The organism is Nostoc sp. TCL26-01 (assembly GCF_013393945.1).
In the GTDB taxonomy this organism is placed as follows: Bacteria; Cyanobacteriota; Cyanobacteriia; order Cyanobacteriales; family Nostocaceae; genus Trichormus.
This window is the reverse complement of record NZ_CP040297.1, coordinates 5353877-5378016: the sequence shown is the minus strand read 5'-3', so window position 1 is coordinate 5378016 and position 24140 is coordinate 5353877. Positions and strand designations below refer to the sequence as shown.

General features: G+C 42.8%; 19 protein-coding genes. 14 read left to right on the top strand and 5 right to left on the bottom strand.

Features of this window, described 5'->3' with window-relative positions; translation table 11 throughout:
- Nucleotides 1–5 precede the first annotated feature (5 nt).
- The 6 genes from FD725_RS23235 (at nucleotide 6) to FD725_RS23210 (ending at nucleotide 6131) form a co-directional block, all read left to right on the top strand.
- Complete coding sequence (locus tag FD725_RS23235) at nucleotides 6–1241, top strand: NAD(P)/FAD-dependent oxidoreductase (RefSeq protein WP_179050335.1); 1236 nt, start codon at nucleotides 6–8, stop codon at nucleotides 1239–1241.
- 135 nt (nucleotides 1242–1376) lie between these two features.
- Nucleotides 1377–2285: a DUF1702 family protein gene (locus FD725_RS23230; RefSeq protein ID WP_179050334.1), complete on the top strand. Its 909-nt coding sequence runs from the start codon at nucleotides 1377–1379 to the stop codon at nucleotides 2283–2285.
- Between the two features lie 152 nt (nucleotides 2286–2437).
- Entirely contained in the window at nucleotides 2438–3421 is a 984-nt protein-coding gene (locus FD725_RS23225) for a DUF1702 family protein (protein ID WP_179050333.1), read from the top strand.
- 80 nt (nucleotides 3422–3501) lie between these two features.
- Nucleotides 3502–4410 carry an alpha/beta fold hydrolase gene (locus FD725_RS23220; protein ID WP_179050332.1) on the top strand — a complete coding sequence of 303 codons (909 nt, stop codon included), beginning with the start codon at nucleotides 3502–3504 and terminating at the stop codon, nucleotides 4408–4410.
- A gap of 280 nt (nucleotides 4411–4690) precedes the next feature.
- Nucleotides 4691–5197: a DUF302 domain-containing protein gene (locus FD725_RS23215; RefSeq protein ID WP_179050331.1), complete on the top strand. Its 507-nt coding sequence runs from the start codon at nucleotides 4691–4693 to the stop codon at nucleotides 5195–5197.
- Nucleotides 5198–5285: 88 nt separating this feature from the next.
- A complete protein-coding gene (locus FD725_RS23210; RefSeq protein ID WP_179050330.1) occupies nucleotides 5286–6131 on the top strand; it encodes a hypothetical protein in 846 nt (281 codons plus the stop codon).
- A 74-nt stretch (nucleotides 6132–6205) separates the two neighbouring features.
- On the opposite strand, the gene FD725_RS23205 is transcribed toward FD725_RS23210, so the two are convergent.
- Nucleotides 6206–7423, bottom strand: coding sequence for a HEAT repeat domain-containing protein (locus FD725_RS23205; protein ID WP_179050329.1), 1218 nt, complete (start codon nucleotides 7421–7423; stop codon nucleotides 6206–6208).
- A gap of 173 nt (nucleotides 7424–7596) precedes the next feature.
- Entirely contained in the window at nucleotides 7597–8007 is a 411-nt protein-coding gene (locus tag FD725_RS23200; protein WP_179050328.1) for a ubiquinol-cytochrome c reductase iron-sulfur subunit, read from the bottom strand.
- Nucleotides 8008–8477: 470 nt separating this feature from the next.
- Between FD725_RS23200 and FD725_RS23195 the strand changes: the two genes are divergently transcribed.
- The 8 genes from FD725_RS23195 (at nucleotide 8478) to FD725_RS23160 (ending at nucleotide 20487) form a co-directional block, all read left to right on the top strand.
- A complete protein-coding gene (locus tag FD725_RS23195; RefSeq protein WP_179050327.1) occupies nucleotides 8478–10127 on the top strand; it encodes a ferredoxin--nitrite reductase in 1650 nt (549 codons plus the stop codon).
- Between the two features lie 120 nt (nucleotides 10128–10247).
- Entirely contained in the window at nucleotides 10248–11567 is a 1320-nt protein-coding gene (locus FD725_RS23190; RefSeq protein WP_179050326.1) for a CmpA/NrtA family ABC transporter substrate-binding protein, read from the top strand.
- Between the two features lie 132 nt (nucleotides 11568–11699).
- On the top strand, nucleotides 11700–12539 hold the full coding sequence (ntrB, locus tag FD725_RS23185; RefSeq protein WP_179050325.1) for a nitrate ABC transporter permease: 840 nt from the start codon (nucleotides 11700–11702) through the stop codon (nucleotides 12537–12539).
- Between the two features lie 87 nt (nucleotides 12540–12626).
- A complete protein-coding gene (locus tag FD725_RS23180) occupies nucleotides 12627–14597 on the top strand; it encodes a nitrate ABC transporter ATP-binding protein (RefSeq protein ID WP_179050324.1) in 1971 nt (656 codons plus the stop codon).
- A gap of 97 nt (nucleotides 14598–14694) precedes the next feature.
- Nucleotides 14695–15531, top strand: a complete 837-nt coding sequence (locus FD725_RS23175) for a nitrate ABC transporter ATP-binding protein (RefSeq protein ID WP_179051658.1) — start codon at nucleotides 14695–14697, stop codon at nucleotides 15529–15531.
- Nucleotides 15532–15772: 241 nt separating this feature from the next.
- A complete protein-coding gene (locus tag FD725_RS23170; RefSeq protein ID WP_179050323.1) occupies nucleotides 15773–17275 on the top strand; it encodes a NarK family nitrate/nitrite MFS transporter in 1503 nt (500 codons plus the stop codon).
- A gap of 412 nt (nucleotides 17276–17687) precedes the next feature.
- Nucleotides 17688–19868, top strand: coding sequence for a molybdopterin oxidoreductase family protein (locus tag FD725_RS23165; RefSeq protein ID WP_179050322.1), 2181 nt, complete (start codon nucleotides 17688–17690; stop codon nucleotides 19866–19868).
- A 160-nt stretch (nucleotides 19869–20028) separates the two neighbouring features.
- On the top strand, nucleotides 20029–20487 hold the full coding sequence (locus tag FD725_RS23160; protein WP_179050321.1) for a phosphate-starvation-inducible PsiE family protein: 459 nt from the start codon (nucleotides 20029–20031) through the stop codon (nucleotides 20485–20487).
- Between the two features lie 133 nt (nucleotides 20488–20620).
- On the opposite strand, the gene FD725_RS23155 is transcribed toward FD725_RS23160, so the two are convergent.
- The 3 genes from FD725_RS23155 to FD725_RS23145 form a co-directional block, all read right to left on the bottom strand.
- Nucleotides 20621–21214: a pentapeptide repeat-containing protein gene (locus tag FD725_RS23155; RefSeq protein ID WP_179050320.1), complete on the bottom strand. Its 594-nt coding sequence runs from the start codon at nucleotides 21212–21214 to the stop codon at nucleotides 20621–20623.
- A gap of 214 nt (nucleotides 21215–21428) precedes the next feature.
- Entirely contained in the window at nucleotides 21429–22379 is a 951-nt protein-coding gene (locus FD725_RS23150; protein WP_179050319.1) for an SGNH/GDSL hydrolase family protein, read from the bottom strand.
- Between the two features lie 115 nt (nucleotides 22380–22494).
- Complete coding sequence (locus tag FD725_RS23145; RefSeq protein ID WP_179050318.1) at nucleotides 22495–24114, bottom strand: VWD domain-containing protein; 1620 nt, start codon at nucleotides 24112–24114, stop codon at nucleotides 22495–22497.
- Between the last annotated feature and the right edge of the window lie 26 nt (nucleotides 24115–24140).

Genomic DNA, 24140 nt, shown 5'->3' with positions numbered 1-24140 from the left:
TATAGATGGCAGTAACAATGCCAATTCTCAAGGAAAATATGGTAAACAATGTATATGATGTTATTGTCGTCGGTACAGGGCCTGCGGGATTAACTGCGGCTAATTTACTGGCGCGGAAGGGATTAGATGTACTGATAGTTGACCGAGGAATTAAACAAGCTCTGCAACTTCCAGAAACATTTTATGGAATTAGTCATGACCTGTTAGTGCGGATGAATATTGAGAAAAAAATCCAGCTAGCAGTGGAGGCTCCCAAGCAAATTAGGTTAGTTTCAACTAATGAAAGTTTTAATTACCAAATTGAAATTGAGCCGAAAAGATTCCAGGATAATCATGATGGCATGGGGCTAAACCGAGAAATATTTGAGCAGGTTTTAATTGACAGTGCTATCAGTTGTGGAGCAACTTATTCACCCAATATTGTAGTCAAAGATTTCATTTTTAATCATGATCAGATTACTGGTGTGAAAGGTTGGACACCTGATGGATATATTGAATTTACAGCGAAAATGGTGATTGATGCTAGAGGTAAACAAACACCATTAGCAGATCATTTAGGTATCAAAACACAAGAGAAAAAACCAGATAGTTATATCGCTGTTTTTTCCCATTTTGTGGGAAATAGTTTAACTAAATTGATTCCTAATGATGGCATTTTAGTTGTGACTGTCGATGGTGGCTATCTTTTAGTGATGATGCTGCCAAATGAAAGAGTCAGTGTCATGGCTGTTTTATTTGAAGAAAAAGCGAGAAATAGTCCTAGAAATTTAGACAAAGTATTTCAAGAAACCGTTGATTCTTGGGAACCTCTCGCCAAGGCTATACAAGCAGCTAGAAAGGTTACAGCCACACAACCAGTAATGAATTATGACTGGGAATATGATAAATATTCTGGCAATGGCTTTGTGATTGTGGGAGATGCAGTAGCCTTTCTTGACCCATTCTTTTGTAATGGAGTAGCGATTGGGATGAATGGTGGAGAAATAGCTGCTGATTTTGTTGTTCAAGGTTTAGCTAATAGAGGCTCTCACAATTGGCAATATCTCTCTAACTACGATCAGCAAATTCGTGATCTAATCCACAAATGGGAACGAGTTTGGGGAATTGAAAAGCTGAGTTTGTGCAGCATTAGTTTACTCAAACAGACTATTGGGTTACTAGGTCATCTTTCTTTTCTCAAGCTAGGCGCAATCAATGAAAAGCCAAAGCAGAATAGTCATTCTTTAGTCATTAGTCATTAGTCATTAGTCATTGGTCAATAGTCAATAGTCAATAGTCAATAGTCATTGGTCATTGGTCAATAGTTAAAATTATTTTCCCTTTGTCCCCTTGTCCCCTTGTCCCTCACTCCCTCACTACTCTCTAGGAGAATCAATATGACACAAGATGTTGTGCAGGCAAGATTAAATGATGATAAAACTTTGCCGATTAATATTTGGGCTGCGCGTGGGATTTCGGCGATTAGTCCTGGTGTGCAGCAGCGAATGCGGCAGATTCGTGGTACTTTGATTCAGGGTTTCCAGATGGCGATCGCTCATGACAATCCAGAAGCAATCATATCTCAGCTAGGCAACATTGATGATGAGTTGCGCGGATTTGCCTGTGAGGGTGTAGGTATGGGTTTGACACAGCGAGATTTAGTTGCACCCAGTCAGCACAATCGAGTCGAGTCTTTTATCACTGCTACCCACACAGCTTATGAACACTTTGTCTATGTCGGTGTGGGTTTGATGCTCGGTAAAACTCCCCTACCTCTAGAGCCATATTTATCACAACTTAACCCTGAAAGGGCTTGGCTGGTAATTGATGGTTATGGCTTTCAACATGGTTTATCCCACTGGGAAAAATATCTGGATAATTTCGCTATCCCTGAACATCTTTCTGGCTATGCTTGTCGTGTCTTTGATCAAGGTATGGGTCGTAGCATCTGGTTTGTAGATGGTGCTGATCCTATTCATATCGCCCAGACAATTGCTGCCTTCCCTACTACAAGACAAGCAGATTTATGGGGTGGTATTGGTTTTGTCTGTACCTATTCCGGTGGTGCAGAACGTGCAACTTTAGAAGCCTTGAAGGAAGCAGCAGGAACTTATCAATTTGCGTTGATTCAAGGATCAGCTTTCGCTGCTAAATCTCGGCAAAAAATTGGCAGCTATTCGGCACATTCACAACTAGCCTGTGAGGTTCTCTGGGGAATGGAAACTGCAACAGTAGCCGAGAATCTCGTCATACCAAAGCAAGAAGTTTGGCAGCATTACCGATCGCATTTAACGATGATTTCGTAGTAACGTAGCAAGCCTAAAATGCTGCCAAAAAATTGTAGATATCAAAAATCCAATATGGATCTTGATGTTGGGTTTCCTTGCGTCAACCTAACTTACTACTAATACTACGTTTATGACTCACAACTCAGCACTTTTTCAAAAGGACAATCAAAATGCAAGATAACTCGTGGCAACTAAAAATCAATACCGTCTTGACGCTATTAAATAATACTTGGACGGAGCGTGGAGTGCGAACGGATGATGAACCCATGCAACAACGATTTTTCCAAGTGACTAACGCCATGTGGCAAACTCACCAAGCATCGTTAGCGAGTGACGATCGCACAGTGCTTGTCAATAAGTTAAATTCTATTGAAACTGAACAATTCGGATTTGCCTTAGAAGGGATAGGTATTGGTCTGGCACAACAGGATTTAGTCGCCCCCAGTGACAAAAATCGCGTAGAATCCTTTGTGGCAGGCACTAGTGCAGCTTATCAAACGATGGTTTATTTAGGCGTGGGTTTGATGCACGGAAAAGGTCGTTTGTCAATCGCCAAGTATTTAAACACAAATGATTTGGTAAAAGCTTGGCCGGTCATTGATGGCTATGGCTTTCAACATGGAATGTTCCATTGGCGAGAGTTTCTTGATGCTACAGCTAATCCACCGGCAGAATTTTCCGGCTATACTCGCCATATCTTTGACCAAGGTTTAGGTCGTAGTATTTGGATGGTGAATTGTGCTGATGTGGTGCGGATAGCTCAAACTATTGGTGCTTTCCCAGCAAATAGACAAGCAGACCTTTGGGGTGGTATCGGTTACGCCTGTGCTTCTATTGGTGGTGCAAACCGCGCTACTTTAGCAGCACTAGCAGCAGCATCAGGATCTTACCGCTTTGCTTTGGCTAGAGCCGCAGCTTGTGCTGCTAAGTTTCGTCAATTACTGGGTAATGCAGCTGGATACACGACAATGGCTAGTCAAGTTTTGAGTGGTCTGGAAACTGCGACACCAGACGAGATTCTCAATCAAGCACCGAAAAAACTGCCAGCTAATATTGCAGATATTGATGCTGAAACTTGGCAATGGTATCGAGTCTATCTTATAGCAGATGATTTAGCTACTGATGATTTAGCTATGCTGGCAAAAGTTTCTTAATCAGTTGTTAATTCATCGTGTGCTCATCGCTAAAAATCCGTAGAAAACTACTAACAGGTGCAAATGCCCTGGGGGGAAGAATGAATTTGAATGTAAAAGATCAGGTCAGTCAAAGAGGAGTTACAGCGATCGCCAACACCAACACAGACCTGGAAACCCTTGTCGAACATGGCTATGCTGACAACAATGGTGTGAAAATCCACTATGCTAGTCTCGGTCAAGGCCCACTGCTGCTAATGATCCACGGTTTCCCAGATCATTGGTATACTTGGCACAACCAAATGCAGTTATTAGCTGCAGACTACCAAGTTGTCGCTATAGATATGCGAGGCTATAACCTCAGCGACAAACCCAAAGGAGTGGAAAACTACGACATCCGCCTACTGATAGCAGACGTAGTGACTGTTATTCGTCAATTGGGGAGAGAAAAAGCGATCGTGGTTGGTCATGATTGGGGTGCGATGGTGGCTTGGCAATTGGCGATGCACATACCCACCGTGGTGGAAAAGCTGATTATTCTCAACCTACCACACCCACGCGGGATGATGCGGGAACTTGCCCACAATCCCCAGCAGCAGCAGAACAGTCAGTATGCGAGAGACTTTCAACAACCAGAAGCTTATCTCAGCATCACCCCAGAAATGCTTAGTAGTGTAGTCATACAGCCAACAATGCCGGCAACCGTCCAGCAAAAATACGTTGAGGCATTACAACGGTCTGATATTCAGGCAATGCTGCACTACTATCAACAGAATTACCCCAGAGAACCTTACGCAGAAGATCCTTCTCCAGTCATCAAAGTGCAAGCACCTGTATTGATGATTCATGGTTTACAAGATCAATACCTCTTGGCTGATGGACTCAACAATAACTGGGAGTGGGTAGACAATGACCTCACACTTGTCACCATCCCCACAGCCGGTCACTTTGTCCAACATGACAGCCCCGATTTGGTGACACGGACAATCAAGAGTTGGCTATCTCGTTAACTATATTAGGACTTACGCACTCAACCAATCAACCCTTCTGAGGGTGGTCAATAGTCAATGGTCAATGGTCAATGGTCAATGGTCATTAGTCAATAGTCAATAGTCAATAGTCAATAGTCATTTGTCATTTGTCATTTGTCATTAGTCATTAGTCACTACTCAGCACTCCCTCACTCTCTCACTCCCAAACTCAGCACTCAGCACTCAGCACTCCCTCACTCCCCCACTCAGCACTCCCCCACTCAGCACTCTCTCACTCCCCACTATCAAGGAGAACACAATGCAAACCCTAACAACTTCACCAATGCACGTTATCGTGTCTTCAAATAGGTCTTTTGAAGAGTTTACCGCAGCAATTGAAGCGATCGCTCTCAAAGATCAGATGGATTTGGCAGGCGTGGAAGAACTTGTCTTGACTAGCCAGTCCTGGGAGGAGTTTCAAGATAGGTTGGAGTCCAAAATCGGCAGTAGAGGCTTGATGACTTTTAACATCATTGATCATGGTAGTCTCATGTCTCTAGCTTTCGCGGGAACAAAAGCCAAGATGTATGTAATTGGTAATCCTCTGATTGCTAGACTGATGCTAGAAGAAAATTTAGGAGTCGGACTCTACGTTCCCTTGCGAATGTTTGTTTACGAAGATAAAGAGGGACAGACTCAAATCACCTACGATAGACCTTCATTTTTGCTCGGACAATTCCAAAACCCGAAAATTTTAGCGATCGCACAAATACTTGATCAGAAGCTCGAAGAAATCATCAGTAGAGCAGAGGCTTTTTCAAGTTAACTCATACCAAGACCTTGATCAATGTTGGGTTACGCTTCACTCCACCCAACCTACATCTATCACCCAATCCCCAATCCCCATTTAGTATATGTTGAAAAAACAATTTCTATTTTTAACAACTGCTACTGCTATTTTTACTGTGGGAACTATACAACAGTCTGCTCAAGCTGCTGTGTTAGCTCTCAATGATGATAATTCAACTGCTGCTTTTGAAGCTGGAGACGCAAGTAATCCTGGCAATAGTGGTTTAATTTTTTGGACAGTTGATAATACAAATCATTTATTTCAGAATCAATACTGGTATCGGATTGGTTCTACAAATGGAGAAAGTGCTATCAATAGTCTGAATTTAATTGGACTTACTCAAAATCACGCTGCGAGCAATCAGCTGACTGCTACCTATGGGGGAAATGGCTTTGAAATTGCTCTTAATTTTAAGTTAGATGGTGGTACATCAGGTAGTCGAACTGCTAGCTTATTTGAGAATATCCAAGTTAAAAATACTGGCTCTGATAATTTAGATTTTCATTTGTTTAAATATACCGATTTTGATCTGACCGATAATGGTGGGGATGACACAACAAACATTAATAATGGTATAGCTAAACAGTTTGATGATTTCACCCTAGCAACACAAGTAATTGCACCTACAGCCAGTCACTACCAAGTAGCTGCTTTTCCTGATATTTTGAATGCTCTAACAGACAATCTTCCCACTACATTGACAAATTTTTCCACAGTCACTGGTGAGAGCAGTTACGCTTTTCAGTGGGATTTTGCTCTGGAATCCGAAAAAACTGTTTCTATCACAAACTCCACATTCCTCCAACCAGTTCCCGAACCGACAATGACCTTGGGATGCTTGATAGGTTTTGCTGGTTTAGGAATCTTCTCTCGTTTCCGTCATTCTCATAATAGGGCTGTGAAGTCTTAAATTCCTCTGTGCCTCTGTGCCTTTCTGGTTAGATAAATGATTTTTTACCACAGAGACACAAAGAGAAGGATGATTTAGATAGATATATGGCCTAGTGAAGGAGCTAGTTTCTGAAGTGCAGCGATCGCATGGAGTCTGACAAACTCATCGCTATCTCCTGACAACACTGTTAAAATATTCCTGGATTGGGGACTACCTAACTGACCCAACGATAAAGCGATCGCACTTCTAATACTATTGATTTTTATCCCTGGATGTGATAATTTCAGCATCTCCATCAAAATTGTTGTCGCAGATGTTGTTAACTCAGGCTTTTGCACTCGTCCCAAAACTGTGACAATTTCTTGCCAGAGTGTTTTAGAAGCAAGGTTATACAAAGCTTGTTGCAACAATTCCAACCCAGTTGATGATTCTAGCCAAACTAAGGCGCGAATAATTTCGAGTTGTAAGGTAATGGGTGTATGTGGTGATATTAGCACTGTGAATAGGTGTTGAGCCGCATCATCACCACCCATCCGTGCCAGAGCAGTGGCAGCTGCACAGCAAACTTCAATGTTAAAGTCGTAAAGCTTGGGTTGTAGTTTAGCAACTAAATCTAATTCAGTACACAAGTCAGGGCGAAAACTTAACCCTTGGATGGCGGTACGTCTAATAGTGGGAGATAAATCATCGAGAGCGTTTAAGAGTACTGGTGGTACACGTTCGTCATGAAAGCTGCTGAGGGCTTCTAAGGCTACAGCCCGGATTGTGGCTTGGCTATCTTGTACTATACTCAACAGAGGTAGGATAGTTTCTGTATGCCGAATGTAGGCAAGCGATCGCACTGCCAAAAGTCTCGTATCTTCTTGTTTGATCAATTCCGACATCACCGGAATAGCCGCAGTACCAATTTGCCCCAAAGCGTTGGCGGCAATGGTTTTGATGTCTTCATTTTCTTTGCTTGTCAGTAATTCTACTAAAGGCATGATGGCATCTGGATGTTGCATCTCACCTAAAATTCGAGCAGCAAACCAATGCAACTCATCTTCTGCATCTTCATCTTCTAAAATGTCAATTAATGGGTTAATAGCAATAGTCCCCAAGTGGCTTAACACCTTAGCCACATCCCAACGCTGCTGAAAATCCCCCATCTCTAAAACTGCGAGTGCTAATTCCAGCAGATGCTCTGAAGTAAAGATTTCTGGATTATTCTCTAACAAAATTAATTGTTGCAGACATTGCACCAAGAATGACCAATTAGCTGCATCATGTGCCGTTTGTGCTTGTCTAAAAATTTCTCTGATATTATTCACAATATTTTTTATGCAGTTGTCAGTATTACGTGATCAGTGCTGAGTGCTGAGTAAAGAGTGCTGAGTGAAGAGTACTGAGTGCTGAGTTATGAGTAGTCAGTAGTGGTTATTCTCCCCTGCTCCCCTGCTCCCCTGCTCCCCATCTCCCCAATCCCCAATCCCCAATCCCAATCCTATACTTGCTTGACTAAGACTGAACTACCTTCAATCTTGACAGCATAATTTGTCAGTGGTTTGGTGGCTGGGTCTTTCTGGACTTTACCATCAATTCCATACTCTGCACCATGACAGGGACAGACGAATTTTTGGGCTTGGGGCTTCCAGGCTACTGTACAGCCTTTGTGAGTGCAGGTAGGGTTTACCGCTACTAAATTTGCCGCTTTGGATGTTCCCACCACTAAAACTGCACCGACGGGTGAGTTTTCAGCTAATAATTGCCCATTTTTATCCAATTCGGCGACATTACCGACTGATTGCCAGTCTTGAGATGTTGTTTTTTGGGGAGAACAAGCAGCGATCGCTACAGGTAGACTACTAGCTATCCAACCCAAACCCACCCAATTCACAAAATCTCGACGTTTCATAGTTGCTGAAGTGATGTGTAATTTTTCACTGATGCTGATCTAGCAAAGGCTAACGCAATCTTATCAGAGTTTTCCACTACTCATTGACATGGTGTAATGCAGAAAACGCACTTTACTTATTCAATTTACGCATTAATACCAATATTTTGTAACTGGTTATACTATTTTACAGAAAAACTCAACATAACCTTAGAACTATCGAAATCGTTACATAAACATTCACAAAAATCACTTGACAAATCTTGCAAGTAAAAAGCACAGGTTGAGGAAAAATTCAAAATTCCTACAAAATTCCGATTTTGAATTCAGGTGTGGCAATTATTATCACCCTCATTACTCTAAAACCCTCTTGAGTACCAGTAATCAGAAATAAATAAATACTTCATTTTTGCATCCCGCTATTAACCACGAATGCTGAACACCAGGAATTTTTAAGCTTTACTTCATTAATCATTGATGAGAGTTAGTTCATGACAGATATAGCAACTACCACCAAAACCAGTCTCAATAAATTCGAGAAATTCAAAGCTGAAAAAGACGGACTAGCTATCAAACAAGAGATACAGGAAATTGCCGCTCTGGGTTGGGAAGCAATGGATGAAACAGATCGGGATCATCGACTCAAGTGGGTGGGTGTATTCTTTCGTCCAGTCACTCCAGGCAAATTTATGATGCGGATGCGGATACCCAATGGTATTCTCACCAGTGATCAGATGCGGGTTTTAGCTGAAGTAGTGCAGCGTTACGGAGATGACGGCAACGCGGATATTACCACCAGACAGAATATTCAACTCCGGGGAATTAGAATTGAAGACTTACCAGACATCTTCAATAAATTTCATGCCGTAGGTTTAACCAGCATTCAATCAGGAATGGACAACATCCGCAACATCACAGGCGATCCCATAGCCGGGTTAGATGCAGATGAGTTGTATGACACGCGGGAGTTAGTACAACAAATTCAAGATATGTTCACCAACAAAGGAGAAGGCAACTCAGAGTTTAGCAACTTACCACGGAAATTTAATATAGCCATCACAGGTGGAAGAGACAATTCTGTCCATGCGGAAATCAATGATTTAGCCTTTGTACCGGCATTTAAAGAAGGGACTGGGGAACTCGGGGCCCCCTCTGGGGATAAGGGGCAATGGGGACTGGGGACTGGGCAGGATTTTTCCTCTAATACCCAATCCCCAATATTCGGCTTTAACATCCTCGTCGGTGGCTTCTTTTCTGCCAAACGTTGTGAAGCAGCGATTCCTTTAAATGCTTGGGTAACACCGGAAGAAGTGTTAGCGGTATGTAGAGCTATTTTAGAAGTCTATCGGGACAACGGACTGAGGGCGAATCGCCTCAAGTCTCGTTTAATGTGGCTAATTGATGAATGGGGTATAGACAAATTTCGTTCAGAAGTGGAACAGCGTTTAGGTAAATCCTTACTACCCGCAGCACCCAAAGACGAAATTGATTGGGAAAAACGTGACCATATCGGCATTTATCAACAGAAGCAACCAGGGTTAAACTATGTAGGCTTACACATTCCCGTAGGACGGATGTATGCCGAAGATATGTTTGAGTTGGCGCGGTTAGCTGATGTTTACGGTAGTGGAGAACTACGACTGACAGTTGAACAGAACGTAATTATTTCCAACATTCCCGACTCACGATTGAATACATTTTTGACAGATCCTTTAATAGAGAGGTTTTCCATTGATCCTGGAGTATTGACGCGATCGCTAGTTTCCTGCACAGGCGCACAATTTTGCAACTTTGCCCTCATCGAAACCAAAAACCGCGCCACCGAAATGATCAAAGACTTGGAATCAGGATTAACCTTCACTCGTCCAGTCCGCATTCATTGGACAGGTTGTCCCAACTCCTGCGGACAACCCCAAGTTGCAGACATCGGTTTAATGGGAACAAAAGCACGTAAAAATGGCAAAGCCGTAGAAGGTGTTGACATATATATGGGCGGTAAAGTCGGCAAAGATGCCCATTTAGGTGAGTGCATACAAAAAGGCATTCCCTGCGAAGACTTGCAACCAGTATTGCGCGATTTACTCATAGAGCATTTTGGCGCAAAACCCAGACACGAGGCTTTGGTTACTAGCCAGGGATAAATAGAGACGTTTAAAAAATGTACAGAAGTTGCAGTGCAACCTACATCTAACCGAACAAATGTACAGACGTTGCAGTGCAACGTCTCTACCACGACGAATTAACAACTATACCAAGAAAAAATGACAAACATTTCCAGACGCAAATTTATCCTTACCACAAGCGTTGCAGCAGCAGCTTCCATCGTCGCTCATGGCTGCACCTCTAATAATTCTCCATCAGCCACAGGTGAGCAAACACCCTCCGCAGCCCCAGCCGCAAATGTTTCCAGCGCTAACGCACCCAAAGTAGAAACCACCAAAGCCAAGTTAGGGTTTATTCCTCTGACTGATGCAGCACCTTTAATCATTGCCAAAGAAAAAGGCTTCTTTGCCAAATACGGCATGACTGATGTGGAAGTCATCAAACAAAAATCTTGGCCTGTCACCCGCGATAACTTAAAAATCGGCTCCTCTGGCGACGGTATTGATGGCGCACATATCCTCAGCCCCATGCCTTACCTATTGACCATCAAAGACAAAGTGCCAATGTATATTTTGGCGCGGTTAAATACCAACGGTCAAGCCATCTCTGTTGCTAATAAATTTAAAGACCTAAAAGTTAATTTAGAAAGCAAAGGACTCAAGGAAGTAGCAGCAAAAGCCAAAGCCGATAAAAAATCTGTGAAAATGGGGATCACTTTTCCCGGTGGCACACATGATTTGTGGATGCGCTATTGGCTAGCGGCTGGTGGAATCAACCCAGATCAAGACGTGGTTTTAGAACCCGTACCACCACCACAAATGGTTGCAAATATGAAAGTTGGTACAGTCGATGCCTTCTGTGTCGGAGAACCTTGGAACGCTCAATTAGTTAGTCAAAAATTAGGTTATTCTGCCCTAGTAACAGGTGAATTGTGGAAAGATCACCCAGAAAAAGCCTTTACCATGCGAAAAGATTGGGTTGATCAAAATCCCAATGCCGCACAAGCAATCTTAATGGCAATTCTAGAAGCTCAACAATGGTGCGACAAAGCAGAAAATAAAGAAGAAATGTGTAAAATCTGCTCAGATCGCAAATACTTTAACGTAGCTGCGGCAGATATTGTGGAGAGAGCAAAAGGCAACATTGACTACGGTGATGGTCGCACAGAGAAAAACTTTGCCCACAAAATGAAATTCTGGGCAGATAACGCTTCTTACCCCTACAAGAGCCATGATACTTGGTTTTTAACTGAAGAAATTCGCTGGGGCTATTTACCAGCAGATACGAAAATTGTAGATATTGTCAACCAAGTAAATAAAGAAGACTTGTGGAAAAAAGCAGCTAAAGCAATTAACGTCGCTGATGCCGAAATTCCTACCAGCACCTCTCGCGGTATTGAAACCTTCTTTGATGGCGTAAAATTCGACCCAGAAAAACCAGAAGCATATTTACAAAGTTTAAAAATCAAGAAAGCTTAAACACAATTTCCTCGCAAAACAAACCGCCGACGTACGCCGATAAATTCAAACATCTTGTAAATTACTCTGCGTACCTCCGCGCTTACCTCCTCCTCCCTCTGCGTTTAAAAAAATCTCTAACTAAAATAAACAATGGCAGCAATACTAGGAAGTCGCACCTTGAGAAAAAATTCTCGCAATAAACTCAATAAATTAATCTTCAAGAAAATCATTCCACCACTAGTAGCCCTAGCAATTTTCCTAGTAATTTGGCAACTCCTGTGCTTAAACCCCGGCTTTAAATTACCCGGCCCCATAGAAACCATTTCCGAAACTTGGGACCCCTTTATTATCCAACCATTTTTTGATAATGGCGAAAGTGATAAAGGCTTAGGGTGGCAGCTACTCAGCAGTTTAGGACGAGTTGGTTTAGGTTTTTCATTGGCAGCGATCGCCGGCATTGTCTTAGGCATTTTAATCGGAGTTAACCAATTAGTCTACAACGCAGTAGATCCCATCTTTCAAGTATTACGCACTGTACCACCCCTAGCATGGCTACCAATTTCCTTGGCAGCATTTCAACAAGCAAATCCTTCAGCAATTTTCGTCATCTTCATCACATCAATTTGGCCAATTTTAATTAACACCACAGTCGGTGTACAACAAATTCCCCAAGACTACATCAACGTAGCTAAAGTTTTACGTCTCAAAGGGCCAAAATACTTCTTTAAAATTGTCTTCCCAGCCACCGTTCCTTACATATTTACAGGCTTAAGAATCGGCATCGGTTTATCTTGGTTAGCAATTGTTGCCGCCGAAATGTTAGTCGGTGGCGTAGGGATTGGCTCATTTATTTGGGATGCCTACAACACCACAACAGAAACCAACTTAAGCGAAATCATCTTAGCCCTAATTTATGTTGGCTTAGTCGGCTTATTCCTAGATAGATTAGTTGGCTTCGTCGCCAGCAAAGTTGTAGCAGAACAAAAGTAGTCAAAAGTCCAAAATCAATAGTCAAAAGTACATGACTATTGACCATTGACCATTGACTAATGACCATTGACTAAGGACTAATGACTAATGCCTACATTTGTTGAAGTTGATCACGTTGACCGGATATTTGACCTACCGAATGGTGGCAGATATATTGCGCTGAAAAATATTGAATTAAAAATCAAGCAAGGGGAATTTGTTTCTCTAATTGGTCACTCTGGCTGTGGCAAATCTACCTTACTGAATATTATTGCTGGTTTGGATAGAGCCAGTATCGGTGGTGTAACTTTAGAAGGACGGGAAATTAGAGAACCCAGTCCAGATCGCATGGTGGTTTTTCAAAACTACTCATTGCTTCCTTGGTTAACAGTCCGGGAAAACGTCGCCTTAGCTGTGGATGAAGTTTATCAAGGCAAACCCAAAGGTCAGCGTCGAGCGATTATTGAAGAACATATCGATATGGTGGGACTGCGCCTAGCTGCTAACAAACGTCCCAGTGAATTATCTGGGGGGATGAAACAACGAGTGGCGATCGCTCGTGCTTTAGCCACCCGTCCTAAGTTATTGTTGTTAGATGAACCCTTTGGGGCTTTGGATGCCTTGACACGGGGGAGTTTGCAAGAACAATTGATGAAAATTTGCAATGAACATCAAATCACTTGCGTGATGGTGACACATGACGTGGATGAAGCGTTATTATTGAGCGATCGCGTTGTCATGCTCACCAACGGGCCAGAAGCCCACATTGGACAAATTCTGGAAGTCCCCATCCCCCGTCCCCGTCAGCGTTTGGAAGTCGTTAAACATCCCAGTTACTACAATCTGCGGAATGAAATTATCTACTTCCTCAACCAACAAAAACTAGCGAAGAAACGCCAGTCTCAGCAAGCCTCCGCCGTAGCCACATCAAAAACAGTCCTAGAAATAGGCTTTATGCCTCTGACTGATGCAGCACCTTTAATTGTCGCTCAAGAAAAAGGCTTCTTTGCCAAATACGGGTTAGATCATATTGTCCTCAACCGAGCAAACAACTGGCAAGAAATCGCTCAAGGTGTCGTATCTGGCAGATTAGACGCAGCCCAAATGGTTGCAGGAATGCCCTTAGCTTTAACTTTGGGTGTTGGTGGTAATCAGCCAACGCCGATTGTCAACGCCTTAAATATTTCTCGCAACGCCAACGCCATCACCTTTAGCAAAAGATTATATAGCCAAGGTGTGAGAACCCTAGCTGACTTGAAAGCGGCAATTAACAACTCACCCGATCAAATCCTCACCTTTGGTGTAGTTCATCCCACATCCATGCAGAACTTAGTTTTGCGTTACTGGTTAGCGGCTGGTGGTATCGATCCCGATAGAGATGTGAATCTGACAGTCATTCCCCCGACTCAAATGGTAGCCCAACTCCAAGCCGGCAACATTGACGGGTACTGTGCGGGTGAACCTTGGAACTACCAAGCTGTGCATCAAGATGTAGGTTTTGTCGCGGCGACAGCTTTAGAAATTTGGTCAGGACAACCGAAAAAAGTGCTAGGAGTCAGAGAAGAATGGGCGCAGCAGTATCCAGACACTTATCTTTCCTTAGTTAAAGCCCTGCTGGAAGCTTGCAAATATTGTGATGATCTCCGCAACCGCGAAGAAATCCTCGAATTACTCTGTCGTCGTGAATATCTCGATACCAATCCCGCATTCGTCCGTCCTGGTTTCACCGATCCCTACGATCGCGGCGACGGTTCAGCACCCCAACAACTTACAGCCTACAACCAATTTTACCTAAATAAAACCAACTACCCCAACCGTACCGAATTGCTGTGGATGGTGACTCAACTAGCCCGTTGGGGTTTAACTCCCTTCCCGAAAAACTGGGTAGATGTGGTTGATAGAGTTTGCCGTGCAGATATATTCGGTGCAGCCGCCCGTGATCTCGGTTTACTCGACATCGGTGAAGATGATCCGATTCATTTATTTGATGGTAAAGTTTTTAATCCTTCAGAACCGATTGAATACCTCAAAAGTTTAGAAATCAAACGACAAATCCGGGTTGAAGAAATATTTATCTAATGCCACGTACGCCATGTAGAGACGTTGCAATGCAACGTCTTTACCAATCCCCAATGTGAATAAATCATAAATTCATTTAGCCAAACCAAAATATATGATGCAAATCGTCAATAATCAAATTCAAAAATTTCCCAACCAAAAAGCCGATAACTTTTTAGTAATTGAAGGTGTGAGCAAAATTTACCCCACCTCTGAAGGCCCCTACACCGTCCTCGATGGAATTGACCTGAAAGTTCGTGAAGGTGAATTTGTCTGCTTAATTGGGCATTCTGGGTGTGGTAAATCAACTTTATTGAACATGGTTTCTGGGTTTAACACCCCCAGCGAAGGCGTAGTCATGCTACAAAACCAACCCATCACCGAACCAGGCCCCGATAGGATGATGGTGTTTCAAAACTACTGCTTACTACCTTGGCTGAGTGTTTTTGACAACGTTTATCTGGCGGTAGATACGGTGTTTCCCAAAAAACCCCAAGCCGAAAAACGAGCGATCGCTAGAGAACATTTAGCGATGGTAGGACTGACAGAAGCGGCTGACAAAAAACCTAGTCAAATTTCTGGGGGAATGAAACAACGAGTAGCGATCGCCCGTGCTTTATCTATCCGTCCCCAAGTACTGATTCTTGATGAACCCTTCGGCGCACTAGATGCCATCACCAAGGAAGAATTACAAGAAGAACTCCTACAAATCTGGCGCGATCATCAAGTCACCGTGCTGATGATTACCCATGACATTGATGAAGCCTTATTCCTCGCAGACAGAGTTGTGATGATGACTAACGGCCCCTCTGCCCAAATCGGTGAAATCCTTGATATTCCCTTCTCCCGCCCCCGCAATCGCCGCCGCATCATGGAAGATCCCGAATACTACAACCTCAGAAACCACGCTCTAGACTTCTTATACCGTCGATTTGCTCATGATGAAAATGAGTAGTGAGTGCTGAGTGCTGTTAGCGGTAGCGGGGCGTTTAGCCCGTGCTGAGTGAGGGAGCGAGGGAGTGAGGGGTGCAGGGGTGTAAACAGTGAACAGTAAACAGTGAACAGTGAGCGTTTATTAACTAGTAACTGATTTGGTAGGGGTGCAGGAGAGAAGAAGAAATGCTAATGACTATTGACCATTGACTATTGACTATTGACTATTGACTATTGACCAATGACCAATTCCCAAAAAAATAATGCTGAAAAATTTATTTTCCATCAGGGATCGATATCGCATCTTACATCAGACTTGGTTCGCTTTCTTTCTGACCTTTGTCTGTTGGTTTAATTTTGCACCCTTTGCCACCACCATCGGTAAACAATTACAGCTTGCGCCTGAGCAAATTAAAACTGTAGCAATTTGTAACCTTGCCTTGACAATTCCGGCGCGGTTAATTATTGGGATGCTGCTGGATAAATTTGGCCCTAGAATCACCTATTCGATGTTGCTGATGTTTGCCGCAGTTCCTTGTTTAGCGACAGCCTTAGCGCAAGATTTTAACCAACTTGTGATTAGTCGCTTGTTGATGGGGATTGTTGGTTCTGGCTTCGTTGTGGGTATCCGCATGGTGGCTGAGTGGTTTCCCCCGAAAGAGATGGGAATTGCCCAAGGGATTTATGGTGGTTGGGGAAACTTCGGTGCATTTGGTGCAGAGTTTGCCCTACCGATGATTGCGGTTGCTACAGGCTTTTTGGCTGGTGGTGGTTCTAATTGGCGGTTGGCGATCGCTCTCACGGGAATCGTTGCTGCTATCTATGGCGTAATCTATTACAATAGCGTCCAAGATACACCTTCTGGCAAAACCTACAAACGACCAAAGAAAAATGGTGCTTTGGAAGTCACGAGTGTAAAAAGTTTTTGGGCAATGATTCTCTCCAATTTTGGTTTGATATTTGCTCTCGGTTTATTAGCTTGGCGTTTGGCACAAAAAAACATTCATTTTTTAACAGTTAGCCAGATGTATTTGGTCTGGTTTCTCTTAGTGGGATTGTTTGCTTACCAATCCTACAAAGCTTATCAAGTCAACCAAGAATTACTCACAGGCCAGAAAACTTACCCAGCATCTCAACGCTACCAATTTAGTCAAGTTGCGTTACTGGAATTTACCTACGTGACTAACTTTGGTAGTGAATTGGCAGTTGTTTCTATGCTGCCGGCATTCTTTGAAAAAACCTTTGCTTTAGAACACGTTATCGCTGGCATGATTGCCGCTACTTATCCTTTTCTCAACTTATTTTCTCGTCCTAGTGGTGGCTTAATTTCTGATAAATTTAATTCCCGTAAATGGACAATGACAATTATTAGTGCGGGGATTGGTGTCGGTTATTTATCAGCACATTTTATTAATAGTAACTGGCCGATTCCACTAGCGATCGCTGTGACAATGTTCGCTGCTTATTTCGCTCAAGCTGGTTGTGGTGCAACCTATGGAATTGTCCCCCTAATTAAAAAAGAAGCAACAGGACAAATCGCTGGTAATGTGGGCGCTTATGGCAATTTTGGCGGCGTAGTTTATCTGACAATTTTTAGCCTGACTGATGCACCTACTCTCTTCACCACAATGGGGATAGCTGCTTTAATTTGTGCCTCAATGTGCGCCTTCTTCCTCAAAGAACCCCAAGGCTCATTTGCTGGTGGTGATGAAGTTGAATTACCCGAAAATTCTCTAGCACAATCTAATCTCATAGTAGAAGATTAAGTAAATAGTCATTAGTCATTAGTCATTAGGTGTAGGTTGGGTTAAGCACAGCGCAACCCAACAAGGATCTCAAAAACCTAGTATGGATCTTAAGAGGACGTTTGAAAAGTCTGTTTCTTTGTCATGTTGAATGCAGCGTAGCGGAATGAAACATCTCGGTATGTTCCACAAAACCTAGATTCTTCCTTACGCTCCGCTCCAGTCAGAATGACATTTTTATACCTACTGAAACTTTTCAAACACCCTCTAACGCACCGAGAAACATGGTGCGTTACGGCTCATTCTTACTCTCTCAAACTCCCAAATTTTTGCACAGCCGTAACACACTCTACCTTAATAATAAAAAATATATTCTCTAAATTACGAATTACGAATTACGTAGCTTGCTTCCCGTAGGGTATTACGAATTATCATGAGTGAATTTACTAAAACTCTTTGTCCTTACTGTGGTGTTGGTTGTGGACTAGAAGTTTCACCACCAGCCCAAGCTAATAAAGCCACTAATCGAGATAGCAAAGGCAATCCCATTTGGCGAGTACGGGGTGATAAAGCTCATCCATCAAGTCAGGGGATGGTATGTGTTAAAGGTGCAACGATCGCTGAATCTTTGGATAAAAATAGATTGCATTACCCAATGGTGCGGAATTCTTTAGATCAAGAGTTCCGCCGGGTTAGTTGGGACGAAGTTTTTGGTATTATTAGCGATCGCATTCAAAATGTCCGTGCGACTCAAGGGCCGGAAGCTATCTGTATGTATGGTTCTGGGCAGTTTCAAACTGAGGACTATTACATCGCTCAAAAACTGATGAAGGGTTGTTTGGGTAGTAATAATTTTGATGCCAACTCTCGCTTGTGTATGTCTAGTGCTGTGGCTGGATACATTCAAAGTTTTGGTGCTGACGGCCCTCCCTGCTGCTATGAAGATTTGGAGTTAACTGACTGTGCATTTTTAATTGGCACAAACACAGCCGAATGTCACCCCATCATTTTTAACCGACTAGAAAAGTACCACAGAAAAAACCGCAAGGTAAAAATGATTGTCGTCGATCCTCGGCGCACACCCACCGCCGAAGCTGCTGATTTACATTTAGCAATTCGTCCTGGTACAGATATCGACCTGTTAAATGGTATCGCTCATTTATTAATGCGTTGGAATTTAATCGATACAGGTTTCATCGATGACTGTACCAGCAACTTTTCTGCCTACGCTGAAGTCATTCGCCACTACCCGCCGGATGTTGTCGCATGTCAATGTGGCATTAGTGTTGCCGATTTGGAAACCGCAGCTCGTTATTGGGGTGAATCAAAGCACGTTTTGTCATTGTGGTCAATGGGTGTCAATCAATCGAGTGAAGGGACAGCCAAGGTCAGAACAATTATAAATCTTCACCTGATGACAGGACAAATCGGTCAACCAGGTGCAGGGCCTTTCTCACTCACCGGTCAACCCAATGCGATGGGAGGACGAGAAGCGGGAGGTTTATCTCATTTGTTACCCGGCTATCGCTTGCTGAAAAATCCCCAGCACCGTGCAGAAGTAGAAGAATTGTGGGGATTACCGCCTGGGCAAATTTCCCCCCATCCCGGTTTGAGTGTGTGGGAAATGATCATGGCTTTGGAAAATGACAATGTAGGTGTGTTGTGGATTGCAGCTACCAACCCAGCTGTGAGTATGCCAGATTTGGAACGGACGAAACAAGCATTATTGCGATCGCCTTTTACAATTTACCAAGATGCTTACTATCCTACAGAAACTGCTGCCTACGCTCATGTCCTGTTACCGGCTGCCCAATGGGGTGAGAAAACTGGTATCATGACCAACTCGGAACGGCGAGTGACTTTGTGTCAAGCGTTCCGTGAACCACCCCGCGAAGCCAAAGCTGATTGGGAAATCTTTGCGGAGGTGGGACGACGCTTAGGTTTTGTCAACGAGTTTGCTTTTAAAAACTCAGCCCAAGTTTACGCCGAATTTACTCAACTAACCAGGGGTCGTCCCTGCGACATGACTGGTATCAGTCACGAACAATTACGCACTCAAGGCCCCACCCAATGGCCACACCCAGCACCCAGCACCCAGCACTCAAAAAGACTTTACACTGATTTACGTTTCCCGACTACTGACGGTCGCGCTAGGTTTGGGGCTTATTATTCTAAGGGTTTAGCTGAACCACCAGATCCTAATTATCCTTTTGTCTTGACAACTGGACGATTATATGGCCATTGGCATACACAAACACGGACAGGTCGCATTGAAAAAATCCGCACGATGCACCCAGAACCATTTATCGAAATACATCCCCGTGATGCGGCTAAGTTAGGAATTAGTGATCATCAAATGGTAGAAGTGCGATCGCGTCGAGGTAAAGCTAAGTTTCCCACAAAGGTGACAAAGGCGATCGCACCTGGCACAGTTTTTGTGCCGATGCACTGGGGTACACTATGGGCAGATGATGCTGAAGCCAATGCCCTCACTCATCCTGAATCTTGTCCAGATTCCCTGCAACCAGAGTTAAAAGCCTGTGCAGTACAACTAATACCGATTGGTATCGAAACTCCGACGAAAAATTATCAGCTCCAGTCTTCACAATTGTAAGCAGCTAGATATATCCTTAAACAAGGAATTAATCATCACTAATTTCATCAATAGATGATACTCAATAGTTAGTATAGTTATTTTCATCCTTTAGATTTATCTGAAGGATTTTTTATTGACATTTCAGTTTTTCATCTTATTTACATCTGGGGTGATACCAATGAGAAAACTAATGAGGCAGCTTTTTGGATTTACCAAAGATGAAAACTTCATGCACGCTATTGAAAATGTAGAGGTTCTTGTCTCTAAGGTGCTGTCTATTTTTATGGTTGCCGTAATTTTGGTGGCAATTATAGATTTGGGTATTTTTATTGTCAAAGAAGTCTTTACTGTACCTTATGGTAAGATAAACACAACATTATTTAAAGTTTTTGGTCTGTTTTTAAATATTTTGATTGCTTTAGAAATTCTAGAAAATATTACAGCTTATCTCAAGAGACACGTTTTCCAAGTTGAGTTAGTGATTGTCACTTCTCTGATAGCTGTAGCTAGAAAAATCATCATTTTAGACTTAGAAAAAGTCCAAGGTATAGACATAATAGGTTTAGGAATAGCTGTTCTAGCACTTTCAATTAGTTATTTAATCATTCGTTCTAGCAATGCTGGCAATAGACACTAATTATCGGTAGTAGTGCTAATGGTTAAGTAAATTGATTTTTCTACCACAGAGACACTAAGACACTGAGGAGTTTATCACCGGAAATGAGGATGTTAAGCTAGAAAATGGTAAATATGACTCATGAGAATAGGTTCTAGGAAACCAGCATATTTTCTACTAAGTATTCTCCATCTATAGTTCTCAAATCTACTTTAGTAAAATCAACTCCACTTAAATCTGTTTTGAAGATGATAGTCTTGCTAAGACTGGCGTAACTTAAGTCTGTGCTACTTAAATTTGCTCCTGTGAGATTTGCCCCATCTAAATTTGCCCCTGACAAAAAAGCGCCAGTTAGGTCAGCATAACTTAAATCTGCTCCCATTAAGTCTGCTCCTGTGAGATCGGCATTACGCAAGTCTGTTAAGCGCAAATCTGCTTTTTGGAGGTTGGCTTTGTGCAAATCTACATCTTTTAATGTAGCTCGAATTAGATTAGCTGATTTCAATTTTGTCAAAATCAAGTTAGAACCGCTTAAGTCAGTTCTCCAAAGTAAGGCGGCTGTCAAATTCGCCTCTACTAAGTTGCACCCACGTAAATTTGACTGAGATAGATTTGCACTAGCTAAGTTTGCTCTGTCTAAAATGCTTCCCGCTAGACATACCTCTCTCAAGTTAACTGAGTACAGGCTTATTTGAGTGAAATTTCTCTCTCCTGCACTATAGCGTTTGAGAAGCTGATCAGCATCCATATAGCCTGCCTTCCGAATCTTTACGGGCTAGAAACTACAACCTTAAACTGATTTTTTCCCAATTCTTCACCAAACGATGTGTGTTGGGTGATGTAAAGGGTTTAGTTTATTTGTGTATCTTTATATTAAGAAATATAACGCTTTTGTAATAAACTCGCAATCATTTCTCATCAACGTGCTTATAAGTAAAACTTATAAAGCAGTAATTCTGTGATTACTGGATATCTAATAATTGTCGAAGCGATCGCTCAATGATTTGACTGACTAACTGATTGCCTTGTAAATTGAGGTGAATATGGTCTTGATACATAGCTCCGGGGTTAGTTTGAGAATTGAATATGGGCAAAAAATCTATATAGGTAATTTGCTGTGCTTGGGTAAAGTCTTGAAGACGCTGACGGGCGATAATTTCGTAATCACGGGGGCCTGGTTCGCCTAGTTCTCGCAGCAAAGGAGTCATAACTAGGAGAAAATGACGGTGATTTTGGCGGGTTAACTCCTGAATTTTCGCAATGGCTGCTAGATTAATGCCGACGCGATCGCCTGCTTCTTTTTGTAGTAGTGTTAATTCAGGAATTGGCTGGGGTTTTTTCAGATAACGCTGCCAGACTTCAATTAATGCTAGAGGTGGTTTTTGGGCTGGATAATTGCGATCGCGTCCTACGGGTAAAGATGTCGGTGCAGTCGCAAATAAATCATCAGTATTAATCAGTAGGACAATGGCTTGAGCATGGAAATCACCAAATCGCTGTAAATAAGCTAATTCGTTTCTGGGCCCCCAAGAGTTTGCCGAAGCATTTAACACTTCTACTTGTTGATAATTGTCAGACTTTGCTGATGTCAGAGCCACCGTCATTAAACTAGAAATCGTGTGAGGTTGATCAGTCCACCAACCACCGTTAGCGATAGAATCTCCTAAAATTAGTACTCGTAAGGTGTTGGGTACAGGTATCTGAGAAATATTGCCACTCCGCATGGAATACTCATTAATTTCTATCCGATTGCCAAAACGCCTAGTACGCTGATGAGGAGCCAACAAATAACCGATTTGCTGATCAGCAAGATAAACTAAGGGATTACCGAAACCAAAAAGCGATCGCAATCCTATTTCTATTGCCACCAACGCGATAAACACCACGAAAATAATTATTAATACTAATTTCACCTGTAAATAACTCCAATAATGCGTGATTCGTAATTCGTAGCGCAGCGCACAACCAATATTTAAGGTGCGTTAGCCTACGGCATAACACACCCTACACTTCTAGAAGTTCTCTTGACTAAAAAGGAAAGCCGGGAATCTTGATTGGTAGGGGAATATTTACACGCGATCGTACTTCATCCAACACCCGATTAACAGCTCTATCTACAACTTTCTGAGTCAGTACATTTACCATACCTTCGGCAAATCCAGCTTCACCAGTAAACCCCACATCTAAAATGCAACCATCCAACATAAAAGTGCTAACACCAGCTTGGCGACAGACTGTCTCAGCTTGGCGAATTTGGTTAGGTAGCAATGAACCTAGATTGTGATAGCGTTTAGGAAAACTGCGATCTGTAAAAGTGGTTGTTGACTGACCTTTTTCGTAGTCAAATAGTGAGTCATCTTGGCGGATGCGCCAGCTATCACCAAAATCTCGGTGTAGTTTGTCGAGGAAACTCTTCTCAATCTCGTCTATGGGAATGGGTGTAGGTAAGAAATTCGTTAGCGCTCGTCCGACTGTGCTATAGCTAGATTCACTGGGCAGAAGTTTACCACCACGAGTTTTTAAATCATTTTTAGCATTACTGTCAAAGTCTCCTAACAATCCTGTCATTTTATTTTGATAGTTACGGGGAACTGTGACGGTAACATTGACGAACGATAAGCCAGCCACTTCAATTGGCCGAATCACCACTTGCTCACCGCGCGAACTTTCAATGGTGTATTCTGTCCCTTGTTTTTGCAGTAACCCACCATCGGGTAGTTTTACTGTCTCATCTTGGAGCGTCACCACTTCACCATTCACCCGCAAGAGGGGCGATTTACCAGCAAGTTGGGCATAATAACCCACGCGATCGCTACCAATTTTAGCAGCAACTGCCGTATTTAAGCTGAGTTCGCGTTTTGGCACAGGAGCTTGGCGAGTTTGCACCATAAATTTTTCATCGGATTTTGCTAAAAGAAACTCGCCTACCGTCTGGAAACTATAACGAAAACCATCTAATGTAACTATGTGGGGATCGCCGTAGCTGCTTCCTGTGCCTTTAGAACCGCCATCAGCAGAGTTACCAGAGCCATTATTACCCCCATCGGCATTGTTATCATTATTATCGCCATTGCCGTTAGAGCCGTTACCTGCACCGTTACCCGCACCCTGATTGTTGGGTTGAAAAATTTGTTTGGGAAGTTTAACTGAGCGATCGTCATCTTTGGGATCTTCCGGTTCACAAGCTTGTCCTGGCCCAACTACATAAGTATCATAATCATTGGGATCTGGAGTACTGGGATCACTATCACGAACTAAACTGGGAATTCGTTGCAGATTAGCTTTAGTTTTATCTGGCTTGCTGGGGCCGATATCGGGATACTTGGGATTAGGGGGATGAGTGTGATACATCCCGACGGTAAAAACAGTATCAGTATCAGGTGGTGGAGTACCAATATCAACCTCCTTATCACCAGTACTACTATCTCCAACTTTCACCGGGGTAACTGAATATGCACCAGTTTGCTTATTCCATTGAATCCAGCGTCCTCGTTCCAACTGGTCTTTGAGTCCAGCTTGCCAGTCTAAATCCATTGCCTCTTGGACAACTTTACTAGTAGAGATGCTGAGAATACCAGGGAATTCTGGGTGGGGTTCATTACAACGAGTACGTAATCCTGCCTTGGCTAGAGGAGATAAATTAACCAAGATAAGTACCGTGATTAAAAAGCAGA

Excerpts from the sequence above, each read along its gene's own strand:
- FD725_RS23235 (WP_179050335.1), top strand. The coding sequence starts at position 6 with ATGGCAGTAACAATGCCAATTCTCAAGGAAAATATGGTAAACAATGTA.
- FD725_RS23230 (WP_179050334.1), top strand. The coding sequence starts at position 1,377 with ATGACACAAGATGTTGTGCAGGCAAGATTAAATGATGATAAAACTTTG.
- FD725_RS23225 (WP_179050333.1), top strand. The coding sequence starts at position 2,438 with ATGCAAGATAACTCGTGGCAACTAAAAATCAATACCGTCTTGACGCTA.
- FD725_RS23220 (WP_179050332.1), top strand. The coding sequence starts at position 3,502 with ATGAATTTGAATGTAAAAGATCAGGTCAGTCAAAGAGGAGTTACAGCG.
- FD725_RS23215 (WP_179050331.1), top strand. The coding sequence starts at position 4,691 with ATGCAAACCCTAACAACTTCACCAATGCACGTTATCGTGTCTTCAAAT.
- FD725_RS23210 (WP_179050330.1), top strand. The coding sequence starts at position 5,286 with ATGTTGAAAAAACAATTTCTATTTTTAACAACTGCTACTGCTATTTTT.
- FD725_RS23200 (WP_179050328.1), bottom strand. The coding sequence starts at position 8,007 with ATGAAACGTCGAGATTTTGTGAATTGGGTGGGTTTGGGTTGGATAGCT.
- FD725_RS23195 (WP_179050327.1), top strand. The coding sequence starts at position 8,478 with ATGACAGATATAGCAACTACCACCAAAACCAGTCTCAATAAATTCGAG.
- FD725_RS23190 (WP_179050326.1), top strand. The coding sequence starts at position 10,248 with ATGACAAACATTTCCAGACGCAAATTTATCCTTACCACAAGCGTTGCA.
- ntrB (WP_179050325.1), top strand. The coding sequence starts at position 11,700 with ATGGCAGCAATACTAGGAAGTCGCACCTTGAGAAAAAATTCTCGCAAT.
- FD725_RS23180 (WP_179050324.1), top strand. The coding sequence starts at position 12,627 with ATGCCTACATTTGTTGAAGTTGATCACGTTGACCGGATATTTGACCTA.
- FD725_RS23175 (WP_179051658.1), top strand. The coding sequence starts at position 14,695 with ATGCAAATCGTCAATAATCAAATTCAAAAATTTCCCAACCAAAAAGCC.
- FD725_RS23170 (WP_179050323.1), top strand. The coding sequence starts at position 15,773 with ATGCTGAAAAATTTATTTTCCATCAGGGATCGATATCGCATCTTACAT.
- FD725_RS23165 (WP_179050322.1), top strand. The coding sequence starts at position 17,688 with ATGAGTGAATTTACTAAAACTCTTTGTCCTTACTGTGGTGTTGGTTGT.
- FD725_RS23160 (WP_179050321.1), top strand. The coding sequence starts at position 20,029 with ATGAGAAAACTAATGAGGCAGCTTTTTGGATTTACCAAAGATGAAAAC.
- FD725_RS23155 (WP_179050320.1), bottom strand. The coding sequence starts at position 21,214 with ATGGATGCTGATCAGCTTCTCAAACGCTATAGTGCAGGAGAGAGAAAT.